Raw genomic sequence first — 16,059 nt, 5'->3', positions numbered from 1 at the left:
GTACAAAACTAAAAAGCCGGTCATATTTCGATGTGACCGGCTTTTTGGTTTTAAGCTGCTTCTTCATGAGCAGTCGAGACGTTTAAGTCGTATACTTTAAGCAGGTTAGTCAGCTCGTTTCAACTACAAAATTTGCCGCTACATGATTGACTTCCGGGATAATAAGGATCGAACGCATCGAACACGATACGAAATAATCGAACAAGCCCGGCACATTGGTCGGGCTTGTTCACTTATATTCATCATAGGTTGGTAAATGCTAGGTCGTATGTCGAATCGCGGCCTTCAGATAATCGAGGGCGGTTCGGCTGATGATTTGCTCATCCACATCAGATGTGCGCTCGCCCCGATGTTCGTAAGGCCATACCTCCCCCGTGAGCGCGTCGAAAATCCCGTAGGGAACCAGATCGTATTCTTCGTAACCCCAGAACAAAAAATCATATGCGTCGGAGGTGCTGTCGAACCCCACGGCGTAGCCAATTTCCTGCTGAGCGAAAACAACGATGTAGCGCATATCACTATATACGCGAAGAGCGGCATTACGGTTGCGTCGTTCCTTTTTTTGTTAGGTAATTCCCTACCAACAATCGCATGCCTAGTCTATCCGTTTTACCACAAAGCCGTATCTTTGGACTACGTATTGTCTTTGTTATATGAATCAACCAACCCTGTTCCAACGTCTACGCCCGCACCTGATTGCGGTGCTGGGGCTGCTCGTGCTGGCCATTATTTACTTCTCGCCGGTGCTTTCGGGCAAAACACTCTCCATGTCCGATGTGCAGCAGAGCATGGCCTCCGCCCAGGAAATTCGTGATTTTGCCAGGCAAACGGGCGAAAAGCCACTCTGGACGGATGCTGTTTTCAGCGGTATGCCGGCCTACATGATTGACTTTAATTATCCCTATATTTTTGTTTACAAGGCTGTTATGGCGGTAGTTAGCCTGCTTCCCAATACAGCGAGCGTGGTGTTTGTCGTCATGCTCTGCGCCTATGTGCTACTGGTTGTACTGGGATGTAATCCGTGGCTATCGTCTTTAGGGGCAGCGGCTTATGGCTTCGGTACACTGGGTATCGTTAGTCTGGAGGCCGGTCACATTTCCAAGCTCTATGCTATGGGCTTTGGGGCGGGTTTGCTGGCAGGCGTAATACTGGCGCTACGGGGTCGTTACTGGCTTGGTGCTGCGGTAACGGGCCTGTTTTTGAGTTTAGAGTTCGGAGCCAACCACATCCAGATTACGTATTATCTGTTTCTGACCATTGGGCTGTATGTGCTCATTGAGGGTATTGCACTGATTCGGGCGGGAAAGACAACCCAACTGGCCCTGGGTCTGGCAACGCTGGCCGTGGCGGGTGCCTTGGCGGCCGGAAGCTTCGGCAAGCGGTTGCTGGTGCTTAATCAATACACCAAAGAAACAATCCGCGGTACGTCGGAGCTAACGGCCAAAACGACTAATCCCGATGGGAAATCCGCCAGTAGCGAATCGAAAGGTGGATTGGATAAAGACTACGCGTTCACGTATAGTTATGGTAAGGCCGAAACCTTAACGCTACTCATACCCAATGCATTTGGGGGCGCTTCGGGTGGTGGCCTGGGTACTGATTCCGAATTTTACAAAGCCATGACGAGCCGAGGGGTTGACCCCGCGGCTGCCAAGCAGATGGCCGAACTGGGTGCGCCAACGTACTGGGGCGATCAGCCGATGGTGGGCGGTCCTGCCTACGCGGGTGCGGCCCTGATCTTCCTGTTTGTATTGGGTATGTTCGTGATTCGAACCCCGATCCGGTGGTGGCTGCTGAGTGCCACGGTGTTCATGATCATGCTGGCGTGGGGTAAAAACCTGCTGGCATTCAACGGATTCCTGTTTGATTTTTTGCCCTACCTGAACAAGTTTCGGGCCATGACAATGGCGCTCTGCCTGGCGCAGTTATTCCTGGGTATCGGAGCGGCACTGGGCATACAAACGATTGTAAACCAGAAATTAACGTTCGCGCAATTGCGGCAGCCGTTGCTCATCAGTTTCGGCCTGACAGGCGGTTCGGCCTTACTACTGGCCTTGCTGGGTAGTGCGTTCTTTAGCTTTCAGACACCCGTTGACCTCGACCGGCTAGCGTCCTATTTTGGGGAAGCGGCCAAAGACTTCCAGACGGCGCTCATCAGCGACCGGCAGAGTATGCTACGTAGTGATGCCTTTCGTTCATTGATCCTGATCCTGATCACGGCAGGGGCTCTTTGGGCGTTTATAACCGGCAAAATCAAATCCGGTATTTTCTATCCCGTGTTGCTGGCCGTCGTTATTTTCGACCTGTTTGGCGTAGATAAGCGGTTCCTGAATAACGCTGATTTCATTACCAAAACACAGGCCAGCCAGATTTTTGAGCCGACGGCCGCCGACCAGCAGATTTTACAGGATAAATCGCTGGGCTACCGCGTGTTCGATCAGTCGGGTGGCTCGTTCATGGAAACCAACCGGACGTCGTATTTCCACCGGTCAATTGGCGGCTACAATACGACCCGCTTACGGCGCTACAACGAACTAATCAACTTCGCCTTCCAGAGTAATACACACCCGATCCTGAATATGCTGAATGCGAAATACGTGATTCAGGCGGGGCAGCCTGACCCCGCAAATCCGCAACAGCAAACGGGACCCGTTGCGTTACCCAATCCTGAAGTGATGGGCGCGGCCTGGTTTGTCGGAACGGTGCAGCAGGTAGGCAATGCCGATGAAGAAATGGCGGCCATGAAGACGCTGAACCCACGCGATTCGGCGGTAGTTGACAAACGGTTTGCGGCCGAGCTAAATGGCTTGCCGGGTACCCTGGACCATACGGGCAGCACGATCCAACTCACGAGCTATAGACCCGATAAACTGATTTATCAGGCCAACGCGGTTAAAGATGGCCTGGTGGTTTTCTCCGAAGTGTATTACCGGGGGCATGAAGACTGGCAGGCTTTTATCGACGGCAAACCAGCCCCACACCTACGCGCCGACTACGTATTGCGGGCCATGAAAGTTCCGGCCGGTAAACACACCATTGAGTTCAAGTTCGATCCGCCCCTGGCGCACACCGGCGACACGATTGATCTGATTTGCAATGTATTGCTGATTGCCCTGATTGGTTTTGTTGGCTTCCGTGAAGGGCGTAGTCCGCGTTCCGAATCAACACCTGCGTCGCCCGTTGTCCCTGTGGCTCCAGACGTACTGAAACCGGACACAAAAGGAGCAAAAGTAAAAACGCGCTAGAAGAGTAGATTACAAAGCAAAACGCGTCGCCATCAATCAGATGGCGACGCGTTTTGCTTTGTAACGAATCAGTCTTTTGGTTTTGTCTCCGGTATAGAGACGATCAGCTTTCTGGTTGGGTGAGGACGGCTAAGCCCGTATGAACTCCTTGCAATTTTTCCTTTGCGGGTTTTTATATCGCCTTTGCCCATGATCGAAGATTCGTTTAGTTATCTAGGTAGTACAGATAAAAGACTGTATTTGTTCAGTTTACTTACTTCAAGGATCGGGCCTTCACACCGGCAGCCGTAATTTTAACGGGTTTGATGGTGCCATTGGCATCGAAATACATTCGGTCAATGCAGGTTTCGCGGTGATTGCCATCCGTTTCGCCCAGTGGACGACGGTGGTAAACGATGTACCATTCGTCGGTGCCGGGTACCTTAATAACCGAATGATGGCCCGCGCCGGTTGCTACGGTCGGGTCTTGCTGGAGAATTTTACCCACCCGCTCAAACGGCCCGAATGGCGATTTAGATACGGCATAAGCTACTGAGTAATCGGGGCCGGTCCAGCCGCCTTCCGACCACATGAAGTAATATTGGCCATTGCGAACAAACATGATTGGGCCTTCCACGTAGTTTTTGGGCGTAATCTCCCGATACGTAGCGCCGTCGGCAAAGGGGAGAAAGCCGGTAAAATCATCGTTCAGTTGGGCGATGTTGCAATGGCTCCAGCCGCCATAAATCAAATAATATTTCCCATCCTGGTCTTTGAAAACAAACTGGTCGATAGGCTGGGCACCGTTGTGAATCTGACCTACCAACGGTTTGCCTAAATAATCGCGGAAAGGACCCGCCGGATTATCAGCCACGGCTACGCCAATGCCGCCCACTTCTTTCTTGCCGTCATGAATGTCGTTGGCGCCGAAGAACAAATAATACTTACCACCTTTTTCGATTATAGCTGGAGCCCACATGGCTTTTTTTGCCCATTTTACCGCCGTAGAATCCAGAATGCGGCTGTGTTTGGTCCAGGTTACCAGATCCGGCGACGAAAACGCATCGAAGAAAACCTGTTGCTTGTAGGGAGCCGAAAAGGTTGGGTAAATCCAGTACTTCTTGCCAAAGATGGTTGCTTCGGGGTCAGCGTACCACCCCGGAAAGACGGGGTTATTCGCTTTTTCGGCAGTTTGAGCCAGGCCGGGAAACGTAGTGAACGCAAAAGCGGAAACGGCGAAAGCCAATCGTAAACGAGACATACAGGGAGTGAAAAGTCGGTATTGATAACAAAGCAGGACTTTCAGTTAGGCCGTGCCACGGTTCGAAACCGTGGCACGGCCTAACTGAAAGTCCTGCAAAGAAAAGTAAAAACAAAACGTATCAGGGTACTACTGAGCCAGAAAGTGAAATTGACTGGTCGCCGATTGATTGTGCGCAGCCGTCACCGACACAATTGGGCCATTTACCGCAAGCCTGTTTCCCTGATCAACGACCTAATCCGTAGATAACCGACCAAGGCGCCATACGACAGGAAAAGGCAACGAATTCCTGACAAAAAGTTTGACTAGCCTATCGGGCGGAAGGGTGAAAAAGCGAATGAAAGCCATGAGTACCGTTCTTTTTTTGTGTTGACCACGCTTTTTACCTGTTCCAAAGAAAGTGATACTGTAATTGCCGGAGCTGGCGCAACAACGGGTACACCCATGGCTAGTGACAGTACCACTACGTCGGTTTACATGCCGGAAGGGAATACGACTACGGCCGCCAGTGCGTATGATTTGCCGGCGAACTCAATACGTCTTATAAGGTGTATACGGACGGCAGCGTAACGGCACAAACCTCAATGGACTATATACGCAAGGTACGTATGTCATAGGAACCCAATCATCTACATTCACTACGAGCAGCATGGTAACGAAAGTTGGAGAAACACTGGACGGGGATAGATGACCGCTTGGGCAAAGTGCTTTTCAGGTAACGGGGCGGATCCTAATGCCTTCATAAAAAGCGTTAGTAAAAATCCAGGAAGTCATAGTCTTTCATCGTCTCACGGGAGACCTATGTAATCGCTATGGACTAAAGCATCGGCGGGGACGTGCTGAACAGATCAGCCTGACGGCCTGTACCCAAAAAGTATAAATGCCTTCCTGCATACTTCAGGCTTGTAACAAGCCTAGAATTCATACGTCCATGAAAGTCCTTCATCTACTTTTCTTTTTCTGTCCGGTTTGGCTTTTGGCTCAAACGCCCGATACCTACCCGGTTCATCCCGATGCGCAGCCACAGGAAGGAACTCCCAAAGGTGAAGTTCTTAAATTTACGTTTGAAACGTCCAAAATATTTCCCGGCACATGGCGTGAGTACTGGGTGTATGTTCCCGCCCAGTATCAGCCTTCCCAACCGGCTTGTGTGTATGTCAATCAGGACGGTATTCAGTGGCAGGCCCCTGTTGTTTTTGACAATCTGATTCATAAAAAAGAAATGCCCGTGACGATTGGAATATTCGTCATGCATGGGCGCGTCAAAGCGGCCAATGCTGACGCTGCCCTTGACCGATTCAATCGTAGTTATGAGTATGACGGATTGGGGGATAACTACGTCCGGTTTTTGCTCGAGGAGCTTCTTCCCGACGTAGAAACTAAAAAAACGGCTGACGGACGCCCCATTCGCCTGTCTCACAGGGGCAATGATCGTGCCATTGGCGGATCGAGCAGTGGGGCCGTTTGTGCGTTCACGGCCGCCTGGGAACGTCCCGATGCCTTTAGCCGGGTGTTCAGCACGATTGGTACATATGTGGGTTTGCGCGGGGCCGATCGGGATCATACACTGATACGAAAGTTTGAACCCAAACCACTACGTATTTTTCTACAGGACGGTGCCAACGACCTCAATATTTATGGGGGCGACTGGTGGATGGCGAACCAGACCATGGAACGAGCGTTGACGTTTGCGGGCTACGATGTGCAGCATGTCTGGGGGGAGGGCGGCCATAACGGCAAACACGGAACGGCCATTTTTCCGGATGCCATGCGCTACTTATGGAAAGGCTGGCCCGAGCCTATCAAAACGGGAGTGTCTAAAAATCAGATGCTTACCGATATTCTGGTGCCCAATGAAGGCTGGCAACTGGTTGGCGAAGGCTATCGACTGTCAGCAGGGCTTCGTGCTAATGCTAAAGGAGACGTTTTTTTTGAGGATGGTGCGGGCGCTAGACGATGGAAGATTGACCTGGACGGTAAACTAAACCGGGTTGATCAGACCATTGAAAAAGTTACTCCTATTGCTGGGGGGCTTACGGGAAATGGCCGTGTTGTAGACAGCCGGGGAAACGGCTACGTTACCAGCTCGTCTCCGAATGCCAATGAGCGGAGTAACGTGTGGTTGATTCGGCCCGGTGGTAAAAAAGTTAAGGTCGATACGGGCCTTATTTGGGCTAGCGGTGTAGCGCTTTCACCTGACCAAACGCTGTTATATGTTGCCGATAAACGCTCGCACTGGGTATACAGTTTTTCAATCGAGCCCGACGGGACGCTGGCGAATAAACAGAAATATTACTGGCTTCATTCGCCGGATACGGCCGACGATGCGGGTGCGGACGGAATCAAAACGGACCGCGACGGACGACTGTATGTAGCTTCACGACTGGGCATTCAGGTATGCGACCAGGCAGGACGGGTCAATGCCATCCTGCCGACTCCCAATGGAAACGTGTCTGATATCTGCTTTGGCGGAGCAAACTTCGATATTCTCTATGCGACCTGCGGTGATAACGTGTACAAACGCAAACTGAATGTCAAAGGTGCTAACGCCTGGGAAAAACCCAGCAAGCCTGTTGCACCGAAGTTATAAGTTGATTTGACAGGATTGAGCCTGCTAATCAGTGGCCTTACGAACGTTCACTTTTTTATCGATACTTGATTGTATTTAGAACTCGATGAAGAGTGGGTGAATGTTTTGATTAGGGCCAATTTTAAGTAGTAGGCTACAGCCCGTTCATGTCTTTCTTGTCAGACGAGCGGCTCAGGAAGGTATTTGCCCCGGGCTCACGACTAAAAAAATCGGTATCATGAACTATTCACGGCTCCTGCTTTGCTTTTTTGCACCCCTATTTTTTGGCCAGTTGACGGCCCAAACGCCACAACGTATCACTACGGTCAAAACCACCTATTCCAATCCACTACCCGTCCAGTTTGGTGACCCCTACGTTTTGTACACCCAGGGTACCTATTATATGTACGGAACCGGCGGTGGGGCCGATAAGGGTTTTGTCACGTATTCATCAACAGATCTGGTGAACTGGAAACCGCAGGGACAGGTATATTTTCATACGAATAAAAATGGCTGGAGCGATCCAAACGCCAAATGGGATGGTGCCTATTGGGCACCTGAGGTATATGAGGTAAAGGGAAAGTTTTACCTTTTTTACAGCGCCCAGTGGCGGAAAAACCCAACCCGGGAAGTGGAAAACTTCCGGATTGGCGTGGCCGTGGCCGATAAGCCTACCGGCCCGTTTATTGACCTGGCTACCCAACCACTTTTCGATCCGGGATACCCTGTTATTGATGCCAATGTGTTGTTTGAGCCCAGTGGCAAAGCGTATTTATACTTCTCGCGTTGCTGCTACAAACATCCGGTCAAAAGTGAAGTGGCCACATTAGCCCGGGAAAAAGGGTGGTTCAGCGAAATCGAAGAGAGCTGGGTATACGGCATCGAACTCAAACCCGATTTTTCCGGCGTCATTGGTGAACCCGTTTTACTACTACGGCCACCCGTTGCCCTCAGCGACAAACAGGCCGAATGGGAAAGTCGATCGGTTACGGCTCGCGAAGTCAACCGCCGTTGGACGGAGGGCTCGGTTACGTTCAAAAAAGGCAACACCTATTACATCATGTATTCGGCTAATCACTTCGGTGGTCAGTACTACGCCATTGGGTATGCTACGTCAAACTCGCCCTTAGGTCCGTTTAAAAAAGCAGCCAATAATCCGGTATTGCAGAAAAATACCGATCAGGGAGGAGCGGTAACGGGCACGGGGCACAACAGCATTGCTTACTCGCCGGACGGTAAAGAAATGTTCTGTGTCTACCACGCAAGGACCGAAAAAACCGGAGAAGAACGAGTGGTTTGTATTGATCGTATGGACGTGAAAAACGGAAAAATAACAATCTACGGGCCTACCACAACGCCCCAAAAGCGCCCTTCAGGTGTTGCAACGGCGGTTTATGGCCATTGATAACATTCGTTTAGATAAAGGACTCTAGGTTAAAATTTAGTAATGATGCGGCTTACAACAGTATTTATTGCCTTGCTTATTTTCTTTGGGGAAGCCCTGGCACAACCTAAAAGCGACGTAGCATCCCAGGCCGTAACCGGCCAGGAACAGCTTAAAATTGACGATACTAAAAACGTCTGGATGCTGACTTACTTTCGGCAGCGGTACCCAACCCGTATTGAGATTGATGCGAAGGGAAATACAGTTGAAGTTCCCTTACCAGATCCCATGCTGATTAATAAGTTGCACATAGCCTTATCTACGGATGGACGCCATTGGACACCGTTAAATGACAATAAACCCGTGTGGGAGCAGCATGTTCGTGATCCATACGTTCGTCGGGGGCCGGATGGGCTCTGGCGGATACTATCAACGGGTGGCGGAAGAAGTAAAGAACGGGAGAACGTGGGACCAAGCTGTCTCTATATCACCTCTAAAGATTTGATTCATTGGCAGCCTGAAGGTTCGTTGCCCTTAATGAAAGGCATACGGGATGAGTCAGGCGCCTTAGCTGGAAATATTTGGGCTCCCGAATGGTTTTACGATGCTAAAACAGGGGAGTATGTCTTACTCTGGTCGTCGTCCTTTAAAGATGCGGGCTGGAAGGAAAGTCGGCTCTGGTCCTGCAGGACACGGGATTGGAAAACATTTACACCGGCGAAAGTATTTTTTGCTCCGCCTTACTCCGTGATCGATGGAACATTGCTAGACCATGAAGGAACCTATTATCTGTTTCATAAAGAGGAGGAATTTGGCGTCAAAACGGGTGAACGGCGGGCCATTCGAGTAGCCACATCGAAAAACATTGAGGGGCCCTATAGCCTTGTGGAGGGCCCCTTGAATAAGGGACAAATTGTTCCGGTAATCACCGAAGGGCCTACGGTTATAAAAGACCCGCTCCGACCGGGTTGGTTATTGCTATATGATTATTGCATGACGAACCGTTTTGGGGCTTCCTATTCACCTGATTTAATTCACTGGACAGTGGAAGAAGATGTACGTTTCCCGTCTGAAGCCAGGCATGGTTGCGTTTCGCTATTAACCCCTGAGGAAGCCAGGACTTTACTTAAAACGTATTCAACGACTCATTGAGAAAGGCCCAATGGCCTAAAAAGTGTAAAGGGATAAGCCTTCGCCCCCATACATTTTATATATCCCCGAAACAAATGGTTTTCATAAGTGCCAAAATCTGCCACGATCTGAGAGTCAGCTAATCCGTACGTTAAAAGCTTCCATCGAATATAGACCGTGTTTTTAAATCGTTTAACGAAAAGGAGTCAACGGTTCCGACGCCGGCAAAACGGATTTTGACGCCATAAATTTTGTGAAGAGGCTGGGTGTAGCGTGTCTTGTAAACTTGTCGATTGTTAATAAAAATAACGGCCTGTTTATCGACAACCCGCAACGTCAATGTGCCGCCCGACCGCAAATCAGCACCCATAAAACTCAAATCGTCGCGCTGTCCGCTTTTCTGAATATCAGAATTCTGGATCAGAATCCAGTGTGCACAACCCGGTCTCATCACTTCAAACATGTGCTGTGACGATTCCCCCCATACCGTAATACCGACCTGCGAGCAGCGAACCCCCGCTCTATCCAGAGAGGTCTTTATACGGGTCGTTAGTTCAAAATTATCGCCATCAATCTGAGTTGGATGGCTATTGATAAACTCCATAAAAAACGTGCGGTTCGTGTCAATACCGGCGCGGGCGGCTTCGGGGGCGCTAACACTCCGGCGTCCTTTGGTGAATAAATGCTCAACCTCAATCGGGTAAACCCGACTGGTATCGTGCATCATGTTGGCCGTAACCGTCCAGCCTTTCGTCTGCAAGTAGACAGTTGACGTATCAATATTTACGCCGTCCCGTTGCAGGATGGCAAAATAACGGCCCGGCCGTTCATAATAGTGCGTGGCAATGCTGTCGGTAGCGTTAAGATGTTCCCGTTTGCCATCGCCAAACAGAATCGAATACGTGCCTGTTTCGACTTTTGAACCTGGGTGTTTGAGTTGAAATACGGCTGAATGCGGGTTTTCCCCAAGCGGATTTCGACAGATGAGCTGAGTTGATTTGCGACCTGTGCTTCGCTGCTGTATGAGCAGTATGACGATAGTGAGCAAAATAGCGCCACCAATCAATAAAGGCAGTCGCCGGTTACGCTTCGTTCTGCCCCCCAAAGTGAGAACAGATGAATTGACAGGTGTAATTAACGGAGGTTGGGCCTCCTCCGGCCTAAATTCATCGGGTATCCGCCCGGCATGCCGGGTCGTCCATTCCTGCACTTTCACAAAATGATCCCAGTCGGGGTGTCCGATGTAAGTAGCCAGCGCGTCCCGGGTGGCCTTCTGGGGGTAATACCGGGAATCGGTTTTGATTTTACCAAAAATACGTTTCAGCGTATTCGGGCTAATCCGTACACGCGTCTGCTTAAAAAGGATATGACTCAGGCTAACGTAGTCGCTGTTCGTCCACGTGTCCCAGTCGGGCTTGCCATAAGTTTCGCTAACCCGTCGACAGCTACTATCTAAAAGCGCAAAGACTTCGGCTTTTCCGGGTTGTCCATTCTCGGTGATCATTCAAGGTAACGATCTGTCAACCAGTAAGTTGAATTGTCCAAAATTTTGGCAAGCAAAATGGTCAGGCACCTCCTGCCATCGTCGTATAATGCAAAATTACCTTTGTATACTCGCATTTGGTGTAAGTATCACTCGGGAACACTAGTCCTTTACTCTATAAATATCTCAATAATATGCGACAAAAGCGTTTACTGTACTACGTCGTTTTGTTCGGGTCTCTGTTGCCGCTGTTGACGCAGGGTCAGCAGCGGTTTGGTTTTGGTCCAGGCAAAACGTCAAAAGGTCTTCTTAGTGCCAGCGCCATCGTTGACCGCGCGAAACAGGTGCCTGGAAAAGACCTGTCCCAAGCTGCAAAGAGCACTCAGATTCAGGCAGAGGATCGGCTTATCACAGGGACCATCACCGACGAAAAAGGAGCTACGCTTCCGGGTGTGAGTGTTCTGCTTAAAGGAGCCGCGACGAGTCGGCAACGTGGCGTCGTTACGGATGCCAAAGGCATGTTCCAGTTAGCCGTACCCGATGGCGCCACGCTTGTTGTGAGCTTTGTTGGCTATTTGACCCAGGAAATAGCGGTTGGCAGTCGGTCGACTATTAACATTCAACTCGCCCCCGATACGAAAGCGCTGGAAGAAGTTATTGTGGTAGGATATGGCACACAGCGAAAAATTGAAACGACAGGGGCCATCGCTTCTGTCAAAGCTGCCGATTTGTTGCAAACACCTGTTGCAAACGTAGCGCAGGGGTTACAGGCTCGGGTAGCTGGCGTGCAGATCACGCAGAATTCAGGCGCTCCGGGTGGTAATGTCAGCGTTCGTATCCGGGGGACAAACTCGATTAATGGCAGCTCCGAGCCGTTGTATGTCATTGACGGTATTCAGATTGCGAACACAGGGGGCATCACCGACGTAAGTCCGCTTTCCCAGATCAATCCGAATGACATCGAATCGATTGAAGTATTGAAAGACGCTTCATCGACAGCCATTTACGGCGCAAGGGCAGCCAACGGCGTTGTTCTGATCACGACCAAGCGCGGCAAAGATGGGGCGACCCGTGTTAGTTATGACGGTTACGGCGGTGTACAGCAGGTTAACAAAACGCTGGACGTACTGAACGCCCGGCAGTTTGCCCAGCTCGAAAATGAGGTCTACAAACGATCGATCTATGCTGACCCGACGACCCTTGGTGAAGGCACCAACTGGCAGAATCTGATTTTCCGGAAAGCACCTATCCAGAGCCATCAGCTTTCGGTTACGGGAGGTAATCAGAAAACACAATTAGCCCTGTCCCTGAATTACTTCAATCAGGATGGGATAATCAGAAACTCAAGTTTCGATCGCTACTCATTTCGCTCCAACATCGACCATAGATTGACTGATCGGGTGAAGATTGGCACCAGTTTGTACTATGGCTATTCGGTTAGTAATGGCGTGAGTGTGGGCGGAACGGGTTCCGACGTAACCAGCAGCCGGGCGGGTGTACTCGGAGCGGCTGTGGCGGCTCCACCAACGCTGGTGCCTTATCGGGCCGATGGCAGCGTGTATCCGTTTCAGGACCAGATGAATGGGCAATATCAGGAAGTAACCAACCCGCTCAACTTCATCACGCCCATCAACCGACAAACGAGCCAGCGGATTTTGGCCAATATCTACGTTGACTTTTCGCTGTTCAAAGGTTTCACGTACCGGCCTAGTTTCAACGTCGATCTGGGCAACACGCTATCTGAATTTTACTCGCCGTTGTCGCTCCTGAGTCAGTCGCAGTTAGCGTCAGGAGGTGGTAGTGCATCGAATATTAGCGCTTATGCCCGGACGCTCCTGCACGAAAGTATTTTTACGTACCGGACCCGTCTGGCGGAGCATCATACCCTGGCGGCTACCGCAGTTCTAGCCACCCAGGCCAATGTAAATCAGAGCTACACGCAGACCGCGACTAACTTTCCGAACGACATTACCGAAAATAATTCCGTTGGCCTGGCGGTGAACCAGCGCCTGAGCAGCGAAAAAAGCAAATCCAGACTGGACTCGTACCTGGGACGTATCAACTACGGCTACAAAGACAAATACTTCCTGGATTTGACGGCACGGGTCGATGGGTCCAGCAAATTTGGCGAGAACAATAAATACGGCTTTTTTCCGGCTATCGCCGGTGCCTGGCGCCTTGTGGAAGAGCCCTTTATGAAGTCGGTTTCAGCTATTTCTGATCTGAAACTACGTGGTAGCTGGGGCATTACCGGCAACGCGGGGGCCATTGATCCCTACAAATCGCTGGCTACCGTTAGCGCGTCGGGTCTGAACTATAATTACAATCACAACCCGGTCACCGGCATCAATCCTATCGCCATTCCGAACCCGGATCTGAAATGGGAACGCTCTACGCAGGTCGATGTGGGGCTTGATGTCAGTTTGTTTAATAACCGCCTATCGATTGTGGCCGATTATTATAACAAACGCACTGATAACCTCTTGTTCGAGAAAGTATTACCCATGTCATCGGGCTATACGTTCATCACTGGTAACTTTGGGTCAATCCAGAACAGGGGCGTTGAGCTGGCCGTCAACGGCCGTATTCTGCCCGGTGGTAAACGAGGGCTTCAATGGGACGCGTCGGCAAATATCACGTTCAACAAAAACGAAGTGCTGGCCCTCGACGGCATTCTGGATGAATTACCTCGCTCGGCGTTTGCGCTGCTCAAAATCGGGTATCCGATGGGCCTTTACCGGACTTATATTTTCGACGGAATCAGTCAAACCGGAGAGACAGTTCTACCCGGCTATGACGGACGTATTGGTGGCCAAAAGGTGAAAGACGTCAACGGGGATGGCACGATCACGGCAGCTGACCAGCTCATCGTGGGCAACTCCCAACCGAAATACACGGTTGGTTTCTCGTCTTCATTCCGCTATCGGGGCTTCGACCTGAATATGTTTGTACAGGGCGTGCAGGGAAACAAACTCATGAATCTGTTCCGCTATACCTTCGAAACGGCGCTTGGTCAGCAGAATGTACTGGCGGGGATGGCCAATCGCTGGTCGGCGACGAACCCGAACAATGAGTATTCCAGCGGATTTCAGGGCGGGCGATTGCCTATTTCAGATCGATACGTGGAGGATGCGTCCTTTGTTCGGCTGAAAAATGTGTCGTTGGGCTACACCCTGCCTAAAATTAAAGGCATCAACCAGATTCGGGTTTATGTCAGCGCCAACAACGCGTTCACCATCACCAACTATACGGGTTTCGATCCGGAAGTGAACAATTTCGGGAATGCCACGACGCAGTTTGTCGACAACGGTACGTATCCAATTGCCCGGTCGTTTCTGGGCGGTCTTCAAATCACTTTATAAACCGGGATTTTTTTTGATTTGAGTGATTACACTGATTTTGTTTTCAGAAAACTGAACTCAAAAATCATAGTCGGTCAATTAAATCAGACTAATTCCGCCGGGCCGCCGATGCGGTTCTGACAACCTCTCGAATACCATGAAGAAACAAATTCTGCTGCTGATGGCTATGTCGGGCCTGACGATCTCGTGCAGCAAACTAGATGAAACGGTGTATTCATCCATTTTTACGACCAATTTCTACAAAACAGTGTCCGATGCCGAAGCGGGAATTGCATCCTCGGCGGGTTCACTCATCAACCTGTATGGCTTTCCGTTAGTGGCCGTGTCTGATTTCGCGGCCGATCAGGCGTATCCGCGTGCCGTGGTGGGCCGGAATACCATTACGCTGTTTTCCTACGATCCGTATTACACCGCCCAACGGAACTCGGGACGCCATGAAACCGAAGGGCCACAGGGTGTCTGGCGCTTTAGCTACAAGGGTATCGAAAACGCCAACTGGGTGATTGAGAAGGTTCCTGCCATTCCAATGGATGCCTCGCGCCGGACAGAAATCGTTGCTGAAGCCTATGCCTTACGAGGCTTATATCACTGGACGCTTACGAAAACGTTTAACGAGATTCCAGTGAAGACAAAAGCCAGCTCCAGTGAAGCCGAAGCGCTCATCACCAAAAGTTCACGGGCCGACATCTATAAGCAGATTTACAGCGATTTAGACCAGGCTATTGCCGGGTTACCATCTTACTCAGCCAGTTTGGTAAAAGGTCGACCTTCCAAAGAAGCGATTCAGGGGCTCTATGCCAAAGTGGCGTTGTACAACGAAGACTGGACAAAGGCGTTGCAGATGGCGCAGGCAACGATCAATTCAGGCAAGTATTCGCTAATGCCGAACGTACTGGATGTGTTCGATGTGGACAAAGAAGATGCGGCCCGTATCGAGAATATGTGGGCCGTTGAAGCAGATCGGGTAACGCCCAGCCGCTGGTTGACCGTCATGGGTATTGCTGGCCCCCGCAACAGCTCTGGCCCGGATTATGCCAAAGTCTCCTTCGGTTCCTGGTTTGCTTATCAGAATTTCTTCAACTCGTTTTCACCCAGCGACAAACGACGACAGCTCTTGGATACGACGTATCGTGATGTGTCGGGCAAGATCGTTCCGCAACGGGATATCACGCCTGTGACGCCCAAAGGAGTTTTGATTCGTAAATACCGCGACCCAAATTCCATCGCCGAAGCCAACAACTGCAATTTTCCCATTATCCGGCTGGCCGACGTGTATCTGGTTGCCGCCGAAGCCGAAGCTCGGCAGAATGGAGCAACAGCCGCAGCCTACGGGTACATCAACACGGTTCGGAAGCGGGCGGGGTTAGGCGACCTGACTCCGGGCCTGAGCAAAGACGCGTTCATTGATGCTGTTTTGCAGGAGCGTTCGTGGGAGCTGTTTGCTGAGGCTGACCGCTGGTTCGATCTAACCCGGACGAACACGTTCCTGACCGTAATTCCTAAAGCGGTAAACGATGTGTATCCCACTCGTACGCCACAGGCCAAGCACCGGTATTATCCCATTCCACTGGAAGAAATTCAGGCCAATCCGAAGTTAACACAGAATCCTGGCTGGGAGTAGATCGACTCCGGCTACTGTCCCGTA

Annotated in this window: 10 protein-coding genes; 6 read left to right on the top strand and 4 right to left on the bottom strand. The window is 50.7% G+C overall.

The genetic code is table 11. The annotated features are described in order from the left end of the window. Nucleotides 1-259 precede the first annotated feature (259 nt). On the bottom strand, nt 260-514 hold the full coding sequence (locus tag ACYVEA_RS00970) for a hypothetical protein (protein ID WP_461111426.1): 255 nt from the start codon (nt 512-514) through the stop codon (nt 260-262). Nucleotides 515-653: 139 nt separating this feature from the next. Between ACYVEA_RS00970 and ACYVEA_RS00965 the strand changes: the two genes are divergently transcribed. After that, nucleotides 654-3,245, top strand: a complete 2,592-nt coding sequence (locus ACYVEA_RS00965) for a hypothetical protein (RefSeq protein ID WP_461111425.1) — start codon at nt 654-656, stop codon at nt 3,243-3,245. A gap of 68 nt (nt 3,246-3,313) precedes the next feature. Here the strand turns inward: ACYVEA_RS00965 and ACYVEA_RS00960 are convergent, their stop codons facing one another. Together ACYVEA_RS00960 and ACYVEA_RS00955 are read right to left on the bottom strand one after the other, a co-directional pair. After that, nucleotides 3,314-3,436: a 30S ribosomal protein THX gene (locus ACYVEA_RS00960; RefSeq protein WP_461111424.1), complete on the bottom strand. Its 123-nt coding sequence runs from the start codon at nt 3,434-3,436 to the stop codon at nt 3,314-3,316. A gap of 62 nt (nt 3,437-3,498) precedes the next feature. Beyond that, the gene (locus ACYVEA_RS00955) at nt 3,499-4,485 is read right to left on the bottom strand and encodes a glycoside hydrolase family 43 protein (protein WP_461111423.1); all 987 of its coding nucleotides are present in this window, start codon (nt 4,483-4,485) and stop codon (nt 3,499-3,501) included. A gap of 931 nt (nt 4,486-5,416) precedes the next feature. On the opposite strand from ACYVEA_RS00955, the gene ACYVEA_RS00950 reads away from it, so the two are divergent. The 3 genes from ACYVEA_RS00950 to ACYVEA_RS00940 all read left to right on the top strand — a co-directional run bounded on the left by ACYVEA_RS00950 (nt 5,417) and on the right by ACYVEA_RS00940 (nt 9,590). Next, a complete protein-coding gene (locus ACYVEA_RS00950; protein ID WP_461111422.1) occupies nt 5,417-7,075 on the top strand; it encodes an SMP-30/gluconolactonase/LRE family protein in 1,659 nt (552 codons plus the stop codon). Nucleotides 7,076-7,292: 217 nt separating this feature from the next. After that, nucleotides 7,293-8,459: a glycoside hydrolase family 43 protein gene (locus ACYVEA_RS00945; RefSeq protein WP_461111421.1), complete on the top strand. Its 1,167-nt coding sequence runs from the start codon at nt 7,293-7,295 to the stop codon at nt 8,457-8,459. A 45-nt stretch (nt 8,460-8,504) separates the two neighbouring features. Next, entirely contained in the window at nt 8,505-9,590 is a 1,086-nt protein-coding gene (locus tag ACYVEA_RS00940) for a glycoside hydrolase family 43 protein (RefSeq protein ID WP_461111420.1), read from the top strand. A gap of 130 nt (nt 9,591-9,720) precedes the next feature. Here the strand turns inward: ACYVEA_RS00940 and ACYVEA_RS00935 are convergent, their stop codons facing one another. Further along, on the bottom strand, nt 9,721-11,073 hold the full coding sequence (locus tag ACYVEA_RS00935; protein WP_461111419.1) for a hypothetical protein: 1,353 nt from the start codon (nt 11,071-11,073) through the stop codon (nt 9,721-9,723). Nucleotides 11,074-11,246: 173 nt separating this feature from the next. Here ACYVEA_RS00935 and ACYVEA_RS00930 point away from each other — a divergent pair, with 173 nt between their 5' ends. Together ACYVEA_RS00930 and ACYVEA_RS00925 are read left to right on the top strand one after the other, a co-directional pair. Next, entirely contained in the window at nt 11,247-14,414 is a 3,168-nt protein-coding gene (locus tag ACYVEA_RS00930) for a SusC/RagA family TonB-linked outer membrane protein (RefSeq protein WP_461111418.1), read from the top strand. Between the two features lie 136 nt (nt 14,415-14,550). Further along, nucleotides 14,551-16,035, top strand: coding sequence for a RagB/SusD family nutrient uptake outer membrane protein (locus ACYVEA_RS00925; RefSeq protein WP_461111417.1), 1,485 nt, complete (start codon nt 14,551-14,553; stop codon nt 16,033-16,035). The last annotated feature ends 24 nt before the right edge of the window (nt 16,036-16,059 follow it).

It is taken from the genome of Spirosoma jeollabukense (assembly GCF_054777855.1).
Note: the sequence above shows the minus strand (reverse complement) of the source record. Positions and strands in the feature narration are given on the sequence as shown.

What these genes read in the sequence shown, in the direction of transcription:
- ACYVEA_RS00970 (WP_461111426.1), bottom strand. Translation starts at nt 514, where the DNA reads ATGCGCTACATCGTTGTTTTCGCTCAGCAGGAAATTGGCTACGCCGTG.
- ACYVEA_RS00965 (WP_461111425.1), top strand. Translation starts at nt 654, where the DNA reads ATGAATCAACCAACCCTGTTCCAACGTCTACGCCCGCACCTGATTGCG.
- ACYVEA_RS00950 (WP_461111422.1), top strand. Translation starts at nt 5,417, where the DNA reads ATGAAAGTCCTTCATCTACTTTTCTTTTTCTGTCCGGTTTGGCTTTTG.
- ACYVEA_RS00955 (WP_461111423.1), bottom strand. Translation starts at nt 4,485, where the DNA reads ATGTCTCGTTTACGATTGGCTTTCGCCGTTTCCGCTTTTGCGTTCACT.
- ACYVEA_RS00940 (WP_461111420.1), top strand. Translation starts at nt 8,505, where the DNA reads ATGCGGCTTACAACAGTATTTATTGCCTTGCTTATTTTCTTTGGGGAA.
- ACYVEA_RS00925 (WP_461111417.1), top strand. Translation starts at nt 14,551, where the DNA reads ATGAAGAAACAAATTCTGCTGCTGATGGCTATGTCGGGCCTGACGATC.
- ACYVEA_RS00935 (WP_461111419.1), bottom strand. Translation starts at nt 11,073, where the DNA reads ATGATCACCGAGAATGGACAACCCGGAAAAGCCGAAGTCTTTGCGCTT.
- ACYVEA_RS00960 (WP_461111424.1), bottom strand. Translation starts at nt 3,436, where the DNA reads ATGGGCAAAGGCGATATAAAAACCCGCAAAGGAAAAATTGCAAGGAGT.
- ACYVEA_RS00930 (WP_461111418.1), top strand. Translation starts at nt 11,247, where the DNA reads ATGCGACAAAAGCGTTTACTGTACTACGTCGTTTTGTTCGGGTCTCTG.
- ACYVEA_RS00945 (WP_461111421.1), top strand. Translation starts at nt 7,293, where the DNA reads ATGAACTATTCACGGCTCCTGCTTTGCTTTTTTGCACCCCTATTTTTT.